Annotated in this window: 19 protein-coding genes; 12 read left to right on the plus strand and 7 right to left on the minus strand. The window is 72.8% G+C overall.

Features of this window, described 5'->3' with window-relative positions:
• The first annotated feature begins 22 nt into the window (after positions 1 to 22).
• From ABTX81_RS15285 to ABTX81_RS15315, 7 genes are all read left to right on the plus strand, one after another.
• Positions 23 to 982, plus strand: coding sequence for an ABC transporter ATP-binding protein (locus ABTX81_RS15285; protein WP_350544832.1), 960 nt, complete (start codon positions 23 to 25; stop codon positions 980 to 982).
• A gap of 343 nt (positions 983 to 1,325) precedes the next feature.
• On the plus strand, positions 1,326 to 2,585 hold the full coding sequence (locus tag ABTX81_RS15290; RefSeq protein WP_350545048.1) for a DUF445 domain-containing protein: 1,260 nt from the start codon (positions 1,326 to 1,328) through the stop codon (positions 2,583 to 2,585).
• A 100-nt stretch (positions 2,586 to 2,685) separates the two neighbouring features.
• Positions 2,686 to 3,753 carry an adenosine deaminase gene (locus ABTX81_RS15295; RefSeq protein ID WP_350545051.1) on the plus strand — a complete coding sequence of 356 codons (1,068 nt, stop codon included), beginning with the start codon at positions 2,686 to 2,688 and terminating at the stop codon, positions 3,751 to 3,753.
• Between the two features lie 146 nt (positions 3,754 to 3,899).
• Positions 3,900 to 4,463: a hypothetical protein gene (locus ABTX81_RS15300; RefSeq protein WP_350544835.1), complete on the plus strand. Its 564-nt coding sequence runs from the start codon at positions 3,900 to 3,902 to the stop codon at positions 4,461 to 4,463.
• Between the two features lie 96 nt (positions 4,464 to 4,559).
• Positions 4,560 to 5,396, plus strand: coding sequence for a DUF4097 family beta strand repeat-containing protein (locus tag ABTX81_RS15305; protein ID WP_350544838.1), 837 nt, complete (start codon positions 4,560 to 4,562; stop codon positions 5,394 to 5,396).
• A gap of 40 nt (positions 5,397 to 5,436) precedes the next feature.
• Positions 5,437 to 6,396: an ATP-binding cassette domain-containing protein gene (locus ABTX81_RS15310; protein ID WP_350544841.1), complete on the plus strand. Its 960-nt coding sequence runs from the start codon at positions 5,437 to 5,439 to the stop codon at positions 6,394 to 6,396.
• A complete protein-coding gene (locus ABTX81_RS15315; RefSeq protein ID WP_350544844.1) occupies positions 6,393 to 7,169 on the plus strand; it encodes an ABC transporter permease in 777 nt (258 codons plus the stop codon). The genes ABTX81_RS15310 and ABTX81_RS15315 overlap by 4 nt, the downstream gene beginning before the upstream one ends.
• 70 nt (positions 7,170 to 7,239) lie before the next feature.
• On the opposite strand, the gene ABTX81_RS15320 is transcribed toward ABTX81_RS15315, so the two are convergent.
• A complete protein-coding gene (locus ABTX81_RS15320; RefSeq protein ID WP_350544847.1) occupies positions 7,240 to 7,971 on the minus strand; it encodes a TetR/AcrR family transcriptional regulator in 732 nt (243 codons plus the stop codon).
• Between the two features lie 171 nt (positions 7,972 to 8,142).
• Here ABTX81_RS15320 and ABTX81_RS15325 point away from each other — a divergent pair, with 171 nt between their 5' ends.
• A complete protein-coding gene (locus ABTX81_RS15325; protein ID WP_350544850.1) occupies positions 8,143 to 9,660 on the plus strand; it encodes an MFS transporter in 1,518 nt (505 codons plus the stop codon).
• Positions 9,661 to 9,742: 82 nt separating this feature from the next.
• On the opposite strand, the gene ABTX81_RS15330 is transcribed toward ABTX81_RS15325, so the two are convergent.
• The 3 genes from ABTX81_RS15330 to ABTX81_RS15340 all read right to left on the minus strand — a co-directional run bounded on the left by ABTX81_RS15330 (position 9,743) and on the right by ABTX81_RS15340 (position 12,154).
• Positions 9,743 to 10,408 carry a peptidase inhibitor family I36 protein gene (locus ABTX81_RS15330; protein WP_350544853.1) on the minus strand — a complete coding sequence of 222 codons (666 nt, stop codon included), beginning with the start codon at positions 10,406 to 10,408 and terminating at the stop codon, positions 9,743 to 9,745.
• Positions 10,409 to 10,523: 115 nt separating this feature from the next.
• Positions 10,524 to 11,552, minus strand: a complete 1,029-nt coding sequence (locus tag ABTX81_RS15335) for a CU044_5270 family protein (RefSeq protein WP_350544856.1) — start codon at positions 11,550 to 11,552, stop codon at positions 10,524 to 10,526.
• Positions 11,549 to 12,154 (minus strand): RNA polymerase sigma factor, encoded by a 606-nt coding sequence (locus ABTX81_RS15340; RefSeq protein ID WP_350544859.1) that lies wholly within the window; start codon positions 12,152 to 12,154, stop codon positions 11,549 to 11,551. Before ABTX81_RS15340 ends, ABTX81_RS15335 begins: the two co-directional genes overlap by 4 nt.
• Positions 12,155 to 12,293: 139 nt before the next feature.
• On the opposite strand from ABTX81_RS15340, the gene ABTX81_RS15345 reads away from it, so the two are divergent.
• The 4 genes from ABTX81_RS15345 (at position 12,294) to ABTX81_RS15360 (ending at position 14,554) form a co-directional block, all read left to right on the plus strand.
• Positions 12,294 to 12,878, plus strand: coding sequence for an NADPH-dependent FMN reductase (locus ABTX81_RS15345; protein ID WP_350544863.1), 585 nt, complete (start codon positions 12,294 to 12,296; stop codon positions 12,876 to 12,878).
• A 110-nt stretch (positions 12,879 to 12,988) separates the two neighbouring features.
• Entirely contained in the window at positions 12,989 to 13,423 is a 435-nt protein-coding gene (locus tag ABTX81_RS15350; RefSeq protein WP_350544868.1) for a MerR family transcriptional regulator, read from the plus strand.
• Positions 13,424 to 13,657: 234 nt separating this feature from the next.
• Positions 13,658 to 14,089, plus strand: coding sequence for a hypothetical protein (locus ABTX81_RS15355; protein WP_350544873.1), 432 nt, complete (start codon positions 13,658 to 13,660; stop codon positions 14,087 to 14,089).
• A gap of 39 nt (positions 14,090 to 14,128) precedes the next feature.
• Positions 14,129 to 14,554 carry a hypothetical protein gene (locus ABTX81_RS15360; RefSeq protein ID WP_350544877.1) on the plus strand — a complete coding sequence of 142 codons (426 nt, stop codon included), beginning with the start codon at positions 14,129 to 14,131 and terminating at the stop codon, positions 14,552 to 14,554.
• Between the two features lie 6 nt (positions 14,555 to 14,560).
• Here the strand turns inward: ABTX81_RS15360 and ABTX81_RS15365 are convergent, their stop codons facing one another.
• The 3 genes from ABTX81_RS15365 to ABTX81_RS15375 form a co-directional block, all read right to left on the minus strand.
• Positions 14,561 to 15,760 (minus strand): serine hydrolase domain-containing protein, encoded by a 1,200-nt coding sequence (locus tag ABTX81_RS15365; RefSeq protein ID WP_350544881.1) that lies wholly within the window; start codon positions 15,758 to 15,760, stop codon positions 14,561 to 14,563.
• Positions 15,761 to 16,022: 262 nt separating this feature from the next.
• Positions 16,023 to 17,267, minus strand: a complete 1,245-nt coding sequence (locus ABTX81_RS15370; RefSeq protein WP_350544885.1) for a serine hydrolase domain-containing protein — start codon at positions 17,265 to 17,267, stop codon at positions 16,023 to 16,025.
• A gap of 259 nt (positions 17,268 to 17,526) precedes the next feature.
• Positions 17,527 to 18,297 (minus strand): CDP-alcohol phosphatidyltransferase family protein, encoded by a 771-nt coding sequence (locus ABTX81_RS15375; RefSeq protein ID WP_350544890.1) that lies wholly within the window; start codon positions 18,295 to 18,297, stop codon positions 17,527 to 17,529.
• Between the last annotated feature and the right edge of the window lie 15 nt (positions 18,298 to 18,312).

The following is an 18,312-nucleotide window of genomic DNA, read 5'->3' on the forward strand; positions in this document are numbered from 1 at the left end:
CCCACGTTCTGAGGAAGACCCCATGGCACTGATCGAGCTCGACGACGTCCGCCGCACCTTCACCGTCCGCGCCAAGGCCGGCCGGCTGAAGCGGGAGAAGCGCGAGGTGCGCGCCGTCGACGGACTGACCTTCACCGTCCGGGCCGGCGAGTGCGTCGGCTACATCGGCCCCAACGGCGCCGGCAAGTCCACCACCATCAAGATGCTCACCGGCATCCTGGTCCCCAGCGCCGGCCGGCTGCGCGTCGCCGGCGTCGACCCGGCCCGCGAACGGGCCGCGCTGGCCCGCCGGATCGGCGTCGTCTTCGGACAGCGCACCACCCTCTGGTGGGACCTGCCGCTGCGCGACTCCTACGAACTCGCCCGCCGGCTCTACCGGATCCCCGACCACCGATATCGCGTCAACCTGGAACGCTGCGTGGAGCTGCTCGACCTCGGCGCGCTGCTCGACACGCCCGTGCGCCAGCTCTCGCTCGGCCAGCGGATGCGCGGCGACCTCGCCGCCGCCCTGCTGCACGACCCCGCCGTGCTGTACCTGGACGAGCCGACCATCGGCCTCGACGTGGTCAGCAAGGGAAAGGTGCGCGACTTCCTGCGCGAGGTCAACCGCGACCGGGGCACCACCGTACTGCTCACCACGCACGACCTCACCGACATCGAGCAGCTCTGCGACCGGGTCATGGTGATCGACCACGGCCGGGTCGTCTACGACGGCGGCCTGGAGGGCCTGCACGCCGTCGGCGACAGCGAGCGGACCCTGGTCGTCGACCTGGCCGAGGTCCGTCCGCCGATCGAGGTGCCCGGCGCGCGGGTGGTCCGGGTCGAGGGCCCGCGCCAGTGGCTGGCCTTCCCGGCGGAGCAGAGCGCCGCCCCGGTGGTCGCGGCCGTCGCCGCCCGCTATCCGCTGGTCGACCTCTCGGTGCGCGAGCCCGCGATCGAGGACGTGATCGCCCGGATGTACGCGGAGGTCGCCATCGGCTGAGTGTCCGACGGGGGAGTGGGTGGCCGGGGCCGCCCGCTCGTGCGGGTGGTGGAGGTGGCGGACGTGGCGGACGTGGCCCCGTGGCACGCCGCCCGGTTGCCCCCCCAGCACCGCCCGGCCTCGTGTCGCCCGCCCCGTTCCGCGGGTGACGCGGCGCCGGGCGGGCGACATCGGGGGCGTGTGCCGCCCGTCGCGCGCCGTTTCTTCGCCTTCCGGATCGCCTCGGGCGGGCGGGCGCGGCGGCGAACCGGCGCGCGATGTTCGGGCGCGCCGTCCGTTCGCGCCGGGCAGCGGGCAGACTGGCGGGGTGAGCGACGAAGCCTTCAGCGGGACCGGCCCCGGGATGCGGTTCACCGCGGCCGACGAGGAGAAGAGACGCGGCGTCCGCCGGATGAAGACCATCGCGACCGGCCTGCTGGCCCTCGCGACCCTGGTCTTCGCCCTGGCCACCTGGGCGAAGGCGGCCGGCGCCGGCGCCTGGGCGGGCTACCTGGCCGCCGCCGCCGAGGCCGGCATGGTCGGCGCGCTGGCCGACTGGTTCGCGGTGACCGCGCTGTTCCGCCGCCCCTTCGGCCTGCCCATCCCGCACACCGCGATCATCCCGACCAAGAAGGACGCCTTCGGCCGCTCGCTCGGCGACTTCGTCGGCGAGAACTTCCTCTCCAGCCACGTGGTGCGCGGCCGGCTCGCCGCGCTCGGCATCGCCCGGAGGCTCGGCGAGTGGCTGGCCGCGCCCGGCAGCGCCGAGCGGGTCACCAAGGAGGCCTCGGCGGCGCTGCGCGGGGTGCTCGCGGTGCTGCGCGACGACGACGTGCAGGCGGTCGTCGCGGAGGCGGTCACCCGGCGGGCCGCCGCCACCTCGGTCGCCGAGCCGGCCGGCCGGATGCTCGGCAAGGTGGTCGCGGACGGCGGCCATCACGGGGTGGTCGACCTGATCACCGTCCGGGCGCACGACTGGCTCACCGAGAACCACGCCGAGGTGGTCCAGCGGGTCACCCAGAAGACCCCCGGCTGGACCCCGAAGTTCATCGACCACCAGGTCGGCGAGCGGGTCTACAAGGAGCTGATGCGGTTCGTCACCGACATACGGGACGACCAGCGGCACCCGGCGCGCGGCGCGATCGACAAGTTCCTCGCCGACTTCGCCACCGAGCTGCAGACCGACCCGGAGACCATCGCCCGGGTCGAGCGGGCCAAGGGCGAACTGCTCGCCCGGCCCGAGGTGCAGGACCTCATCGCCTCCACCTGGGCCGCCGTCCGCTCGCTGGTGCTGAACGCCGCCGAGGACGAGGAGAGCGAGCTGCGCCGGCGCATCCGCGAGGGCGTGCGCAGTTTCGGCACGCGCCTGGCCACCGACACCAAGCTGCAGGCCAAGGTGGACGGCTGGCTCCAGGACGCCGCCCAGTACCTGGTCGACACCTACCGGGCCGAGATCACCTCGCTGATCTCCGAGACGGTGGCGGGCTGGGACGCCGAGGACGCCTCGCGCAAGATCGAGGCCAACGTCGGCCGCGACCTCCAGTTCATCCGGATCAACGGCACGGTGGTGGGCGCGCTGGCCGGGCTGCTGATCCACACCGTGGCGGTCGCGCTCGGCGGCTGAGCGCCGTCTGCTTATCCTTGCCAGCACACTCAAAACGCGCGTAGATCCTCAGTCTCAGAGAAGAAGGGCACCCACCGTGGTCCAGCCGGACGGAAGTCGGATCGGAACCCCCAGCGCCAGCGCCCACGCGGGCCCCGCGGACCGCTCCATCGAGGCGTTCATCGCCGCGATGCCCAAGGCGGAACTGCACGTCCACCACGTCGGATCGGCCTCGCCGCGGGTGGTCGCCGAGCTCGCCGCCCGCCACGAGGGCCGGGCCAGGGTGCCCGTCGACCCGCAGGCCCTCGCCGAGTACTTCACCTTCACGGACTTCGCGCACTTCATCGAGGTCTACCTGAGCGTCGTGGACCTGATCCGCGACGCCGAGGACGTCCGCGCCCTGACCTACGGCGTCGCCGAGGACATGGCCCGGCAGAACATCCGCTACGCCGAGCTGACCGTCACCCCCTACTCCTCGGTCAGCCGGGGCATCCCCGACGTCGCCTTCATGGAGGCGATCGAGGACGCCCGGCTGCGCGCCGAGAAGGAGCTCGGGGTGGTGCTCCGCTGGTGCTTCGACATCCCCGGCGAGGCCGGTCTGGCCGCCGCCGAGGAGACCGCCCGGCTCGCCGTCGACCTCGCCCCCGAGGGCCTGGTCAGCTTCGGCCTCGGCGGCCCGGAGATCGGCGTTCCGCGCCCGCAGTTCAAGCCCTACTTCGACCGGGCGCGGGCGGCCGGCCTGCGCAGCGTCCCGCACGCGGGCGAGACCACCGGGCCGGAGACGGTCTGGGACGCGCTGCGGGTGCTCGGCGCCGAGCGGATCGGCCACGGCACCCAGGCGGTCAACGACCCGGCGCTGCTCGATCACCTGGGCGAGCACCGGATCCCGCTGGAGGTCTGCCCGACCTCCAACATCGCCACCCGCGCGGTGGAGCGGATCGAGGACCACCCGATCAAGCGGATGGTCGACTCCGGGCTGCTGGTGACCGTCAACAGCGACGACCCGCCGATGTTCGGGACCGACCTCAACACCGAGTACGCGGTGGCGGCCCGGCTGCTCGGTCTGGACGAGGCCGGGGTGGCCGCGCTGGCGAAGAACGCGGTGGAGGCGTCCTTCCTCGACGTGTCGGGCAAGGCCCGGCTGGCGGGCGAGATCGACGCCCACCTGGCGCGGTGGCGCCAGGGCTGACCTGCCCTTTCCCGCTCCCCGGGCCCCGTCGGCGTCGTGCCGGCGGGGCCCTCGGCGTTCGATGGCGCCGTCACTCGTCCGAGTGGCGCCATGAAGTGGTGCCAAAAAGTCTCGACATGGCGCCACTGGTGTGCCATTCTCTAGCCATGGATCTCACGCCGTACGTCGACAACCTCCGGCACGAGCTCGCGGTGGCCGCGGGCGCGGGCGGGGACGAGGCACGCGCCCTGGCCGAGCGCCTGACCCTGCCGCTGGAATCGGCCGCCCGGCTCACGCTGCTGAACGCCCTCTCCGACGCCATGGGGGAGGTGACCAGGGAGCTGGCGCCGGGGTCGGTGGACGTCCGGCTGCGCGGGCTGGACCCGGAGTTCGTGGTCTCGGTGCCGCCGGGCGCCGACGCGTTCCACGACGCGGAGCCGGCCGGTGCCGCGGTGGTGCCACCGGGGCCGCCCGTGGCGCCGTCCGCGGCGTCCGCCCCGCTCGGCGGCCCGGTGGAGGCGGCCGACGACGGCAACACCGCCCGGATCAACTTCCGGCTCCCCGCCCACCTCAAGGCCCGGGTCGAGGAGGCCGCCGGGCAGGAAGGGCTCTCGGTCAACGCCTGGATGGTCCGGGCCGTGGCCGCCGCGCTGGACCCGGGCGCGCCCGTGCGGCCCGAGCCGCGGACCAGGCGGGCCGTCGGCCAGGGGTTCACGGGCTGGGTCCGCTAGCCCGTCCGCCGATCGTTCCATCCATCCACCATCCGCTCACTCTCACCTTCTTCCACCTGCGCAAACGCGGGGCAGAGCCACGAGGACGGGACAGCCATGCCTTCTTTCGACACCCCCAACCCGATCAGCGCCACCCTGGAGTTCGACATCGGCTCGGTGCGGATCACCGCGGCCAAGCGCGCCGACACCGTCGTCGAGGTGCGCCCCGCCGACCCGGGGTCCGAGGCGGACGTCCGGATCGCCGAGCAGACCAAGGTCACCTGCGCCAACGGCGTGCTGGTCCTCAAGGCCCCGAAGAAGCGGTCGATCTTCGGCCGGGCGGGATCGATCGACGTCACGATCGAGGTGCCGGCCGGCTCCGAGATCCGCGGTGACGTTCCGATGGGCGACTTCCTGCTGGAGGGCGTCTTCGGCGACTGCCGGCTGAAGACCTCGGTCGGCCGGATCCAGGTCGACGAGGCGGCCACCGTCCACCTGCGCAGCGACCACGGGGAGGTCCGGCTGGGGCGGGCCGGCGGGGACGCCGAGGTGCTGTCCTCCGGGCGGATCGAGCTCAACAGCGTCGCCGGCGCCCTGACGGTCAAGAACCTCAACGGCGAGACGGTGGTCGGACAGGTCGGCGGCGAGCTGCGGGCCAACTCCTCCAACGGCGCCATCACCGTCGGCACCGCGCTGGCCGGGGTGGACGCCAAGTCCGCCCACGGCACCATCCGGATCGGCGAGGTGGTCCGCGGCCGCACCGTGCTGCAGACCTCCATCGGCGACCTGGAGATCGGCATCCGGGAGGGCACCGCCGCCTGGCTGGACGTGCACACCAAGGTCGGCGGCGTCCGCAACACGCTGGAGGCCTCGGACGCACCGGGCGCGGCCGTGGAGACGCTGGAGGTACGGGCCCGTACCCAGCTCGGCGACATCGTGATCCGGCGCGCCTGACCGGCCGCCGGACGGACCATCGGACAGGGGGAGTGACAGCGTGACCACCATCGGCAGCACGCTCGGACCGGGCACCGCGATCTCCGCCGTGGGGCTGACCAAGGCCTACGGCGGGCGGACGGTCCTCGACGGCATCGACCTGAGAGTCCCGGAGGGCACCGTGTTCGCCCTGCTCGGGCCCAACGGCGCGGGCAAGACCACCGTCGTGGAGATCCTCTCCACGCTCGTCCCGGCCGACGCGGGGGTGGTCCGGGTGGCCGGCCACGACGTGGCCCGGGAGGCCGACCGGGTGCGCTCCGTGATCGGGCTCACCGGCCAGTTCGCGGCCGTGGACGGTCTGCTGACGGCCGAGGAGAACCTCCACCTGATGGCCGATCTGCACCACCTCTCCCGGCGGGAGGGGCGCCGGCGGGCGGTGGAGCTGCTGCGGCGCTTCGACCTCGCCGAGTTCGCCGGGAAGCCCGCCGTCACCTTCTCCGGCGGCATGCGGCGCAAGCTGGACCTCGCCATGACCCTGGTCGGCGACCCCCGGGTGATCTTCCTGGACGAGCCGACCACCGGACTGGACCCGCGCAGTCGGCGGACCATGTGGGAGCTGATCGAGGGGCTGGTCCAGGACCGGGGCGTCACCGTCCTCCTGACCACCCAGTACCTGGAGGAGGCCGATCGCCTGGCCGGCCGGATCGCCCTGCTCGACGGCGGACGGATCGTCGCCGAGGGCACGGCCGCGGAGCTCAAGCGGCGCATCCCCGGCGGCCACCTCCGGCTGCACTTCGCCCGCCCGGCCGAGCTCGACGCGGCCGCCGCGCTGTTCGACTACGCCGCCGCGGACGCCGGGGCGCTCACCCTCTCGATCCCCGGCGACAACTCGATCGTCACGGTGAAGGCCGTCCTCGACGCCCTCGACAACGCGGCCGTCCGGGCCGAGTCGCTCACCGTCCACACGCCCGACCTCGACGACGTCTTCCTGACCCTGACCACGGAGGGGGCGGTCCGGTGAGCACGGTGTCCTACGCCGTCGGCGACTCGCTGACGATGCTGCGGCGCAACCTCAGGCACGCGCGGCGCTACCCGGCGATGACCTTCTCGGTCGTGCTGATGCCGGTGATGATCCTGCTGCTCTTCAACTACGCCTACGGCGACACCCTGGGCGCGGGCATCGGGGGCGGCGACTACATCGACTACGTGACGCCCGGCATCGTGCTGATGGCGGCGACGGCCGGCTCGCTGGTGACGGCGGTCGGGGTCTGCGTCGACATGACCGAGGGCATCGTCAACCGGTTCCGCACAATGGCGATCTCGCGCTCGGCCTTCCTGGCCGGGCATGTGCTCGGCAGCGTCCTGCAGACCATGGCGGGACTGCTGATCGTCGTCGCGGCCGCCTTCGCGATGGGCTTCCGCCCGGACGCCGGTCCGCTGGAGTGGCTGGCGGCGGCCGGACTGCTGCTCTTCGTGACGCTGGCGCTCACCTGGGTGTCGGCCGGTATCGGCCTGGTCGCCAAGACGCCGGAGAGCGCGAGCAACCTGCCGCTGCCGCTGCAGTTCCTGCCCTTCGTCGGCAGTGCGATCGTGCCGCCGGAGTCGATGCCCACCGCCCTGCGCTGGTTCGCGGAGTACCAGCCGTTCACGCCACTGATAGAAACCCTGCGGGGGCTGTTGATGGGCACGGCCATCGGGTCGAGCGGGGTCGTCTCGCTCGGCTGGTGCGCCGCGCTCACCGCCGCCGGGTACCTCTGGGCCCGCGCCACCTTCCGCCGTCCGGCCAAGCGCTGACGGCCGGTGGACGCGGGGCCCGCGGCCGCCGCGGGGACGGGCGGCGGCCGCGGGCCTGCTCCGACCGGAGCTAGCGGGGCAGGCGGAGCGACAGGCCGTCGAGGATGACGTTCAGGCCGTAGGCGAACTTCTCGTGCCGCAGCTCGGCCGGGTCCGTGACGGCGGCCGCCGCCGCGGCGTCGGCGAAGGCGCCGGACAGGAACTCGTGCCCGGCCACCGCCTCCTGGGCGGAGGGCATCAGCCCGGTGATGAACTCGGCCTCGGTCTGGCCGCTGCGCATCACCGTGGTGAGGAAGGCGGCCTCGGTGGTGCTCATCCCGAGCACGTAGGAGAGCGTGGTGTCGATCGCCCGGGACGGCTCCGGGAAGCCGGCGGCCGAGAAGAGCGCGGCCATCCGCTCGGAGACGGTGATCAGGTTGGGGCCCAGGTAGACCAGTCCGGCCTGGCCGATGACGGACCCCAGCCAGCGGTGGCGCAGCGTGGTGTCCCGGAAGGCCTCGCAGGTCGCGGTGACGCCAGCCCGCCAGTCGGAGGCGCCGGGGTCCGGGACGGGGATCTCACCGAAGACCTCGTCCACCGCGAGCTCGATCAGCTCGTCCTTGGTGGCGACGTGCCGGTAGAGGGAGGTCGCGCCGGCGTTGAGGCGGGCGCCGAGCTTGCGCATGGAGAGCGCCTCGACCCCGTCGGCGTCGAGCATGGCGATCGCCTCGCGGACGATCGTCTCCCGGCTGAGCGCGGGCTGTTCGGGCTCGCGCTGCCGGCGGGCCCACACGGACGGAATCGGGTTCGTCTTGGCGGCCATCGGCCGGTCCTCCCTCGAAGGATCGGTACACGGAAACAACGGAAATCCCTGCGTACACCGTTCGCGGGAAGCGTACAGGAAGCAGGGTTGCGCACACTGTTCCGCGCTGCGTACAGTGTGCGCATCGACGGAACATCGTACGCACCAGGCGTACTTCGGAGGGGAAGAATCATGGAAGGCCGTAATCCGCGGCGCTGGTGGATCCTGATCGTGCTGTGCCTCAGCACGCTCGTCCTGGTGGTCGACAGCATGGCGCTGACCGTGGCGGTGCCGTCGATGACCGAGGACCTGAAGGCCACGGCGCAGGACACCCAGTGGATCCTGGACTCCTACATCCTGGTCTTCGCCGGGCTGCTGCTGACCTCGGGAAGCCTCGGCGACCGGTTCGGCCGGCGGAAGATCATGATCATCGGCCTGCTGCTCTTCGGGGCGGCCTCGCTGGCGGCGACGGTCTGCACCAACCCCGGTGAGGTCATCGCGAGCCGGGTGGCGATGGGCGTCGGCGGCGCGCTGATCATGCCCTCGACCCTGTCGATCCTGATCACCGTCTTCGAGGAGGACGAGCGCGGCAAGGCCATGGCGGCCTGGGGCTCGGTCTCGATGCTCGGCCTGGTCGGCAGCCCGGTGCTCGGCGGTGTGCTGATCGACCACTTCTCCTGGCACTCGATCTTCTTCATCAACGTGCCGGTGGTGGTGCTGGCGATCACCGCCGCGCTGGTCCTGATGCCCGAGTCCAGGGGGCCCTGGCAGAAGGCGGACCCGCTGGGCGCGGTGCTCTCGGCGGTCGGCATGACCGCGCTGATCTGGTGGATCATCGAGATCCCCAAGCACGGCGCGTTCGGCGGCACCTCGCTGGTCTCCCTGGCGGTGGCGGTCGTGGCCCTCGGCGGCTTCGTGGTCTGGGAGAACGTGGTGGCGGAGCCGATGGTCCCGCTGGTGCTCTTCAAGCAGCGCAACTTCAGCGGCGGTTCGCTCTCGCTGACCCTGGTCCAGATCGGCAACGGCGGTCTGCTCCTCGTCCTCACCCAGTACCTGCAGTTCGTGCTGGACTACTCGCCGGTCAAGGCGGGCCTGGCCTTCGTGCCGATGGCGGTCGCCGCGCTGATCGGCAACGGCGCCGGCGCCGGCCTCACGGCCAAGATCGGCTTCCGCCCGCTGGTCCTGGTCGGCATGGGGCTGATGGCCGGCTCGTTCGTCCTGCTCAGCACGGTCGACGCGGACACCGGCTTCACCGTCCCGGCGGTGGCGCTGGCCCTGCTCGGCCTGGGCGCCGGCCTCGCGATGCCGGCCGCGGTCGGCGCGCTGATGGGGGAGATCCCGCCGGAGAAGGCGGGCGTCGGCTCGGCCCTCAACGACACCATCCAGCAGGCGGGCACCGCGCTCGGCATCGCGATCCTCGGCTCGCTGCTGGCGAGCGGCTACGCCGACAAGATGCCGGCGGGCTCCTCCGAGCCGGCCAGGCAGTCGATCGTCGGCGCGCTGGCCGAGGCCGGCGCCAAGGATGACGCGGGCCTGGCCCACGCGGCCCGGGAGGCGTTCACCTCGGCGATGTCCACCACCCTCACCGTGAGCGCGGCGGGCGTCCTGGCGGCGGCCCTGCTGGCGGCGGTGGTGCTGCGGAACCGGAAGCCGGGCGCCGCCGAGGCACCGGAGGCCCCGAAGGAGGACATCGCCGAACTGGCGGTGTGAGCTCCCGGGACGGGGCGGGAGCACACGACGAAGGCCGGTACCCCGGGAGGGGCCGGCCTTCGGGCGTTGCCGCGGGTGGTGGCTACAGGTTGACGTAGTCCGCCTTGTCGTTCCAGTTGCCCCCGTACGGGTAGCTGATGGCCCCGAAGTCGTAGCAGTAGCCGTTCGACAGCACGACCACGGGGTCCGGCTGCAGGGTGCGGTCGTCGTAGACCGCCATGTCGCCGCTGGAGCGGAAGACGCAGGCCGAGCTGGCCAGGTCCCGGAACGACCAGTCGGAGAGGTACTTGGTGCCCGGCTGCGAAAAGCGCAGCAGAGCGCCGGTGAAATCGGAGTGCTGCCAGAGGCAGGCGTAGCCGGAGCCGCAGTCCCCGGTCCCCAGCGGCGAGAGCACGACGTCTGCGGGCACGGCCGGTGCGGCCTTGGCGGCCTCGGCGAGCACCGGGTCGATGGTGGCGATCGCCGCGTCGGCCTCGGCGACGCTGTCGTGGCAGTAGATGGCGCCTCCCGTGACCTCGGTGCAGACGCCGGCACCGCTCCAGCCCTTGGCCAGGTCGATCTGGCGGCCCTTGTAGGTGGCGACCACCGGCTTGGACGGCGTTGCCTTCGTCGAACCGGCGGACTGCTGGGCGTCGGCGGCCGGGACCGCCGTTGCGGACGGCGCGGGCGCCGCCGTGGCCGTCGGGACCGCCGGCGCGAGCGCGCCGACGGCCGCGGTGACGACGGCGAGCATGCGGAAGGAACGCACGGTCAACTTCTCCCTGATGAGTCGTGGCAGGACTGTGCTGCCACGAACCCAACGCCGGATCGGCCGTTCGCACAATAGTTCCGACGAGGACCGGTCAATGGCTGGCCGAATCCGCTCAGTGGCTTGATTCCGCGCCCTGCACGGGAACCGCCTCACCGAGAGCGCCGACGATGCCCTGGGCGAGAACGGCGGTGGACTCCACCTCGTCCCCGGGCCCGCCCCACAGGCCGTCTTTGACCAGGACGGTCCGGGTGCCGAGCAACCCCAGGGTCGTCCGGTCGAAGATCCACTCGAAGCGCAGGCCGTCCTCCACCCGGGCCACCGCCACCCCGTGCCGCCCGGCGGCGTCGACCGAGTCGTCCACGGTCACCACCCCGGGGATCCGGGCGGCGGCACGGTAGAGCGCCGAGTCCACCTGGGGAGGGGCGACCGAGCTGCGCAGGAGGTCGCCGATGGCGATGAAGGCCTCGTGGTCGGCCCCGGTGGTCGACGCCGAACCCGATCCGTGGTTCAGCCGGCTGTCGGCGTAGACCAGCTTCAGCAAGGCTTCGGGGTCGGTCGGCAGGGTGGCCAGCAGGCGGTAGGTGGGGGAGTTGAGCGAGCCGGGGGCGATGGCGGGCAGTGGCGTGTCGACGCCCTCGCGGCGCACCAGGCCGGCGCGGCCGCCGTCCACCGCGGTCCAGCGCTCGGTGTTCGAGGTGGTGTCGGCGCCGGCCATGCTGCCGTCGGTGTCCTCGGTCATCGTCCTGGTGTGGGAGACCGTCCGGAGGTAGGTGAACTGGCTGTCCTGGGCCGGGGGCTGCGGCTGGGCGTAGGCGACCTTGGCGATCCGGTCGAGGAGGTCGACGGAGGCGGCGGTGGCCGGCGGTCGTGGGTCCTGGGAGGAGGAGGGGTCGGGGGCGAGGGTGACGGCGGTGATGGCGGCGGCGGTGGCGACGGCCGTCACCGCGACGAGCCCGCGCCAGCGGGCGGTGAGGGCGGAGAAGGGGCGCGGGCGGGCGAACTCGGCGAGGAGGATGTCGCGGCGGAGGGCCAGTTGGGAGGGGGAGGGTTCCGGGTGGGGCGGCGGGGGGAGCAACCGGGCGAGTTCACGGCGCTCGCTGTGTTCGTTCCACTCGGAGTGGTCGGTGCGTGTGTTGCTCATGGCCGCCTTTCCTGGTGGTGGCCCACGGGCTGATGGCTGAGGGAGAGGCCGACCCGGCGTGGCTCGGGGGGATCCTCGGCGTCGACGATCCGGCGGAGCTTGTCCCGGACGCGTGAGAGCCGGGAGCGGACGGTGCCGACGGGTATGCCGAGGGCCTGGGCGGCCTCGGCGTAGCCGAGCCCGGACCAGACGACGAGGGTGAAGACCTCGCGCTCCGGCCCGCCGAGCTGGTCGAGCGCGCGGACGGCGGCCGCCGCCGTGTTGGCGTCGGTGATCCGGCTGACCACTTCGTCGGCGAAGTCGGGGATCGGATCGCGCCGGGGGAGCCGGGACATCGCGTCCCGGTGGCGGCGCGCGGTGCGGGCGGTGTTGCGGAGCACATTGGTGGCGATGGCCAGCAACCAGGCGCGGGGGTGGAGGACCTCGTCACGGAGCTTGCGCCGGAGCCGCCAGGCCTCGAGGAAGGTGAGGGAGACGATGTCGTCGGCGAGGTCGCGGTCCCCGGTGGACCTGTACGCGTGCGCGAAGACCGTGCGAGCGTGCTGATCGTAGAGCTCGGCGAACAGCTGGCGCTCGCCGGCCTGCGTCTGCTTACTGGACAAGGAGGACTCCACGCAGAACTGGTGTCCGCAGGACGGAGGCGGTTCCAGGGAAGTTTGGGAAAAGATGGAAGAGGAAAAGGATGCCCGCCCGCAGCCTCGGGTTGAGTTCGCCCATAGGTGAATGCCTAGCGTCGACACCATGACAGAAGACGACGTCAACAGCCGGATCCGGGTCGCCGTGGTGATCGGGAGCGTGCGCAGGCCCAGAATGGCTGATCCTCTCGCCGCGTGGTTGGAGCGCGAGCTCACCGCGATCAGCTGGCTCGACCTCGACATGATCGACCTCGCCTCGGTCCCGCTGCCGATGCACGAGATGCAGCCGGGCGGGGCGGCCGCGTCCCCGATCGCCGGCCGGCTCGCGGATGCCGACGGATTCCTGTTCCTCACACCGGAGTACAACCACAGCTTCCCGGCGCCGGTGAAGAACGTGATCGACTGGCACTTCACCGAGTGGGCGTACAAGCCGGTCGCGTTCGTCGGATACGGCGCTTCCGGCGGTATCAGGGCGGTTGAGCAGTTGCGGACGGTCTTTCCGGAACTGCGCGCCACCACCGTCCGGGAGTCGGTCCTGCTGCCGATGCCGTGGGAGCACCTCGACGCCGACGGCCGTTTCGTCGCCCCCCCGGGAACGGCGCGGGCGCTGGGCGCGACGATGAACGAACTGCGCACGTGGGCGCGGGCGTTGCGATCCCTTCGAACCGCGGACCTGGTCGGCCGGACGTGACGGGTCGACGAGGTCGGGAGCGCGCGCCACGCTCGTCGCGGCGGAGCCCCCGCACCGCGCCCTGTGATACTGGACCGGCAGGATTCACCCTTGAACGCGGGACGTGTGCCATGACCACCACCGAGCAGTCCGGCCACGGAGCGAGCCACGCCACCCTGACCGTCGGGCAGTTGGCGATGGCTGCGGGAGTGACCCCCAACGCGGTCCGCTTCTACGAGCGCTACGGCGTGATCAGCGGGTACCGGAGCAGTGGCAACGCCCGCCGCTTCACCGTCGACGCGATCTGCCGGATCAAGCTCGCACTCGCCGCGCAACGCGTCGGAATCACCCTCAAGGAGAGTGCCGGCATCCTCGCCGGCATCCCGCCCCTCTCGCGCGATCTCGACGGGTGGGTCGCGGCGGGGGAAGAACTCGTCCGGATCGGCCGAGCCCGCGTCAGCCAGCTGCACGCGACGGTGAACGAACTGGCCACGCTGGAGTTCCTGCAGGCGGACCCCCGTACCGGACGGCTCGGCGAGCCGTCCGGAGCCGTCCGAAGCGGGTGACGCCGCAGGACGCGCGTCCGACCTGACCGGCTGCCCGGTCGGCCAGGTCGGACGCGCCCGCCGCGGCCGTTGCCCCGCCATCTTCGCCGCAGGGGAGGGCGGGGATGGCGACGACCGTGGCCCGATCATCGTCCCTGCGGTGAACTGCCCCCGTCCATCTGCCGATCGGCGGGTCGCGACTCCTCCCCGAAGCGCACTCCGGAGCCGGAGGCCGACGCTGCTACGGTGCCCGGCATGTCAAGATCCACCCAGTACGCCATCCCGGCCGTCGCCCTGGCGTTCCTCCTGGTGCTCGCCGCCTTCCTGGTGCTCCCACCCCTCCTCGCCACCGCCCCGCCGCCGAGCCCGGCAGGCCGGTGGGTGGCGGACCGGGGCCCGGCCGGCGCCCGCTTGGGGCTGCTGGAGGGCGGACGGCTCGGCCCGTCCGTGATATCGGCGTCCGCCTGCCGGGAGTACGCGACCTCCCCGGCCGACGAGGACCTGTGGGAGGTCGCGGACGGCACCTGGAACGCCGCCTGGGAGACGGACGCCGGCCACCAGGTGCACATCGAGTTCACCCAGCCGAGGAAGTGCCGCATCACGCTGGCGAACCGTGTCGAGAAGGACGGCGGGCACACACTCTGGTACAGCAGGTTCACCACCGAGTTGACCCTGATGCGCCCATGAAAGAGCATCAGCGAACATCCGCGCTGCTAGCCTCCCGGCGTGGAGAGAGTCGCGAAGTACGCTGTTCCGATCGTCGCGCTGCCGTTCCTCCTGGTGATCGCCGCCCTCGTCGCATTCCGGTTTCTCGCCGCCGCAGACCCGCCGCCGAGCGCGGTCGGCGCCTGGGCGAGCACGGGCCCGGCCGGCGGCCGCTTGGAGCTGCTGGAGGGCGGACGGCTCGGCCCGTCCGTGGTGCCGGCGGTCGCCTGCCGGAGTCGCGAGTCACTGATCGCGGATGATCCGGTGGAGGTGACCGGCGGCACCTGGGGCGAAGGCTACGACGCGGACGCCGGCTACCTGGTGACCGTGCGATTCGGGCAGCCCGAGAGATGCGTTCTCACGTTCGCGAGCCGCGTCTCCGATGACGGCGGGCACACCTTGGCGCTCGGCAGCCTCGACGTCTCGTGGACACTCGCCCGTCCCTGATCCCGCTCAGCGCCCTGCGCCGCCCCGCAGGGCCGACAGTCCGGCCGCCGCGTCCGCGACCGCGCCGGCCGAGGCCGCCTCCTCGCCGCACAGCGTCTTGACCGCCACGTTGACGACCGCCATGTCGATGCCCGACTGGTCCGTGCCCTCGAACGGGTTGTACGACAGCGCCACCTGCCGCTTCCCGTCCGCCGTGCCGAACAGCAGCGTGCCCCAGCCCGGCAGGCCGCCGTCGTGGCCCCACAGCGGGCCGCAGCCGAAGTCGGCCTGGGCCACGCCGAGTCCGTAGAAGGAGTGGCCCGAGCCGGTCGGCACCGTCCGCTTCAGCTCCGCCTGCTCGGCGGGTCGCAGCAGCTTGCCGCCGAACAGGGCGGCGTGGAAGCGGTTGAGGTCGGCGGGGGTGGAGATGCCGTTGCCCGCCGCGTCGGCGACGGTCATGTTGAGCCGGGTGATGTCCGCCGGCCCCTCCGGCAGCTTGGCGTACGCGTGGGTGTGCGGGCCGCGCACACCGGTCTCGGAGCCGGGGAACGTGGTGTCGCCGAGGTGCAGCGGCTTGACGATTCGCCGCTCGACCTCGCTCTGCCAGCTGTTCCCGGTCAGCTTCCTGATCAGCATTCCGGCGAGGACGTAGTTGGTGTTCGAGTACTTCCACCCCTGCCCCGGCGCGAAGTACGGCGGGTGTGCGACGCCGACCGCGACCAGCTGCTCCGGCCGGTAGTCCTGCCAGCGGCCCGCCCCGTGGACCCAGTCGCGCAGGCTCGCCTCGTCCCGGTAGAAGAACTGCGGATCCTCCAGGTAGTCGTACAACCCGCTGGTGTGGTTGAGCAGATGGCGCACGCTGATCGCGCCGCCGTTGGGGACGAGACCCGGCAGGTGCTGCTCCACCGGGTCGTCCAGCCGCAGCCTGCCCTCGGCGACCAGCTGGAGCACCACCGTCGACACGAACGACTTGGTGACACTGCCGATCCGGAACCGGCCGTCCGGCCTGACCGGCTGCCCGGTGGTCAGGTCGGACGTGCCGGCCGTGCCCCGCCAGATCCGGCGGCCGTCCTGCCGGACCTCGGCGAACGCGGCGGTCGAGGACCCGTCCGCGATGAACGCCCGCAGCTCCGCCCGGGCGTCGACGCCGGCCGGTGCGGCAGCCGTCGCCGCCGGGGCGAGCGCGACGACCGTCGCCCCGGCCAGTGCGACGGCGGCCAGCCGCATCCCCAACCGTCCCCGCCCGCGCGCTCGGTGAGCCTGAACGAACGCCATGGTGAACCACCCTCCCCGGCCCGGACCTCGGGCCCTCGGCACTCAGGCTCGCATCCGCCCTACCCGCCCCGCGTCGTCCTGCGGACCGGCCTCGAAGGGCCCCGGCCGTCCATCGGGGGTATCCCGGGACCCGGCCGAACGGCGGGGGTCGGGTACCGGTTGATCGGCGTCACCGGTCTTGACGCCGCAGGCGCCCCGCTGTCCGGCCGGTCGCTCAACGCAGCGTCTTCAGGCGCGGGTTCGCCGTCGTGCCGCCTTCGGGGGCGACGGCCGCGCCACACGAAGCCTTCACGATGAAGGCGTTCAGCGTGGTGAAGGTGGCCTCGGTCTCGGCTCCCTGCGAGAGGTTGAAGGAGAGCGCGAACTGCCGGGTGCCGTCCTTCGACCCGAGCCACACCGTGTTGTACCCCGGTATCCCGCCGGTGTGGCCCCAGACCTCGCCGCAGGGCAGGTCGTACCGGATCAGGCCCAGCCCGTAGTGCGCGCCGATCATCGGCGCCGGGACGGCCGTCGTCATCTCCGCGAACACGGCGGCCGACAGCAGCTTGCCGCCGAACAGGGCGGCGTGGAAGCGGTTGAGGTCGGCGGTGGTGGAGATGCCGTCGCCGGCCGCGTCGCCGAAGCTCGGGTTGATCAGTGTGAGGTCGGCCAGGCCCTCCGGCAGCTGGGCGTAGGTGTGCGCGTGCGGGCCGGGTATGCCCGTCCGGGCGCCGGGGAACACCGTGTTGTCGAGGTGCAGCGGCTTGACGATCCGCCGGTCCACTTCGGTGCGCCAGTCGTGCCCGGTGACCGCGCGGATCACCTCGCCGAGCAGGACGTAGTTGGTGTTCGAGTAGTGCCAGCCCTGCCCGGGCGGGAAGTCCGGCGTCCCCCGCACGCCCACCTCGATCAGCTGGGCCGGGCTCCAGGTCGTCCAGCGGCGCTGGGCGAGGTACGAACGCAGGCTCGGCTCGTCCTGGAAGAGGAAGCGTGGGTCCTCCAGGTAGTTGTACAGGCCACTGGTGTGGTTGAGCAGCTGCCGCAGGGTGATCGCGCCGCCGTTCGGGACGACGCCCGGCAGGTGGCGTTCCACCGGGTCGTCCAGCCGGAGCCTCCCCTCGTCGGCGAGCTGGAGCACGACCGTCGCCACGAAGGTCTTGGTGACGCTGCCGATCCGGAAGCGGCCGTCGGTGCGCACCGGGCGCCCGGAGTCCAGGTCGTTGACGCCGGCGCCGCCGCGATAGACCCGGCGGCCGTTCTCGCGGGCCTCGGCGAGCGCGGCCGTCGCGGCGCCGCGCTCGACGAGGGCCCGCAGTTCGGGGCCGAGGTCGACCCGCGCGGCGGCGTCGGCCGACACGGCGGGAGACGCGCCTCCGCCCTCGGCCGCGACGGCCGCCGTCGGAGCGAGCGTGACGATGGTGGCGCCGGCCAGCGCGACGGCGGCCAGCCGTAGGGCGCGGGTGGTGCGGATGACGTTCATGGTGATCCCTCCCTGGGGCCGAACTCCGGCCCCCGGCAGCCACGTTCGCACTCGCCGCACCCGCTCGCGTCAGCCTCCGGGACCAGCCTCGGTAGCCCTCGGGGGTATTGCGCCACCCGTGCGACCGGACGGCCGCCGCCCGGCTCTCGGGCACGACCACGGCCGGGCGCCCCGGGAACGGCGACGGCGCCCCGGGAACGGCGACGGCGCGCCGACCCGTGGGTCGGCGCGCCGTCCTGGGCGTCGGGCGCGGGCCCGCTCAGCGCAGGCGCGAGGAGGAGAGGATCGACGCCAGGTGCGCGACCACCATCCCCCAGGTGATCACGGTGATCGCGGCGACCGTCGCCTGCGTCGGGTCGGTGTGGCCGACCACCGCGTCCACGACCGCCGCCGCCAGCAGCACCAGCGAGGCCTCGATCCCGTTGGTCACCCGGTGGATCTTGAACACCGAGGCCAGCCGGCGCGCCGTCGCGATGCCCTGCGAGCGCGGCTGCGTCGACTCCTCGTCCGCCGGCGCCATCCCGCTGCGCGCCCGCGCCACGTCCACCAGGTCGGTCGACGCCTTCAGCAGCACCACGCCCAGCGCGGCCGCCAGGCCCACCGACACCCACAGCTCCGACCCGCCGCGGGCCGCCCGGACACCCGCGCCGATCATCAGCGCCGCGTCCGCCAGGTACGCGCCGAGCCGGTCGACGTACACCCCGGCCATGCTGAACTGCTTCTTCCAGCGGGCCACCTCGCCGTCCACGCAGTCGAACAGCAGGAAGCCCTGCATCAGCACCACCGCCAGGACCGCGCCCGGCAGCCCCGGGATCAGCAGCGCGGCCCCGGCGCCCACCCCGCAGACCACCATCACCCAGGTGAGCGTGTTGGGCGACACCGAGGTCCGCACCAGCTGCCGGGTGACGCGCAGCGAGACGGCGCGCATGTAGAGCCGCCCCGCCCAGTGCTCCCCGTTGCGGCTCGCCAGCTTCGCCTGCGGCTGGCAGACCTCCCGCAACTCGGCCAACGCCGGAGCAGCGACCGTCATGGTCCGACCTTCCCT

Source organism: Kitasatospora sp. NPDC097605, assembly GCF_040302725.1.
Lineage (GTDB): Bacteria > Actinomycetota > Actinomycetes > Streptomycetales > Streptomycetaceae > Kitasatospora.

What these genes read in the sequence shown, in the direction of transcription:
- ABTX81_RS15370 (WP_350544885.1), bottom strand. Translation starts at nt 17,267, where the DNA reads ATGAACGTCATCCGCACCACCCGCGCCCTACGGCTGGCCGCCGTCGCG.
- ABTX81_RS15300 (WP_350544835.1), top strand. Translation starts at nt 3,900, where the DNA reads ATGGATCTCACGCCGTACGTCGACAACCTCCGGCACGAGCTCGCGGTG.
- ABTX81_RS15365 (WP_350544881.1), bottom strand. Translation starts at nt 15,760, where the DNA reads ATGCGGCTGGCCGCCGTCGCACTGGCCGGGGCGACGGTCGTCGCGCTC.
- ABTX81_RS15335 (WP_350544856.1), bottom strand. Translation starts at nt 11,552, where the DNA reads ATGAGCAACACACGCACCGACCACTCCGAGTGGAACGAACACAGCGAG.
- ABTX81_RS15355 (WP_350544873.1), top strand. Translation starts at nt 13,658, where the DNA reads ATGTCAAGATCCACCCAGTACGCCATCCCGGCCGTCGCCCTGGCGTTC.
- ABTX81_RS15290 (WP_350545048.1), top strand. Translation starts at nt 1,326, where the DNA reads ATGCGGTTCACCGCGGCCGACGAGGAGAAGAGACGCGGCGTCCGCCGG.
- ABTX81_RS15285 (WP_350544832.1), top strand. Translation starts at nt 23, where the DNA reads ATGGCACTGATCGAGCTCGACGACGTCCGCCGCACCTTCACCGTCCGC.
- ABTX81_RS15305 (WP_350544838.1), top strand. Translation starts at nt 4,560, where the DNA reads ATGCCTTCTTTCGACACCCCCAACCCGATCAGCGCCACCCTGGAGTTC.
- ABTX81_RS15325 (WP_350544850.1), top strand. Translation starts at nt 8,143, where the DNA reads ATGGAAGGCCGTAATCCGCGGCGCTGGTGGATCCTGATCGTGCTGTGC.
- ABTX81_RS15350 (WP_350544868.1), top strand. Translation starts at nt 12,989, where the DNA reads ATGACCACCACCGAGCAGTCCGGCCACGGAGCGAGCCACGCCACCCTG.
- ABTX81_RS15375 (WP_350544890.1), bottom strand. Translation starts at nt 18,297, where the DNA reads ATGACGGTCGCTGCTCCGGCGTTGGCCGAGTTGCGGGAGGTCTGCCAG.
- ABTX81_RS15320 (WP_350544847.1), bottom strand. Translation starts at nt 7,971, where the DNA reads ATGGCCGCCAAGACGAACCCGATTCCGTCCGTGTGGGCCCGCCGGCAG.
- ABTX81_RS15345 (WP_350544863.1), top strand. Translation starts at nt 12,294, where the DNA reads ATGACAGAAGACGACGTCAACAGCCGGATCCGGGTCGCCGTGGTGATC.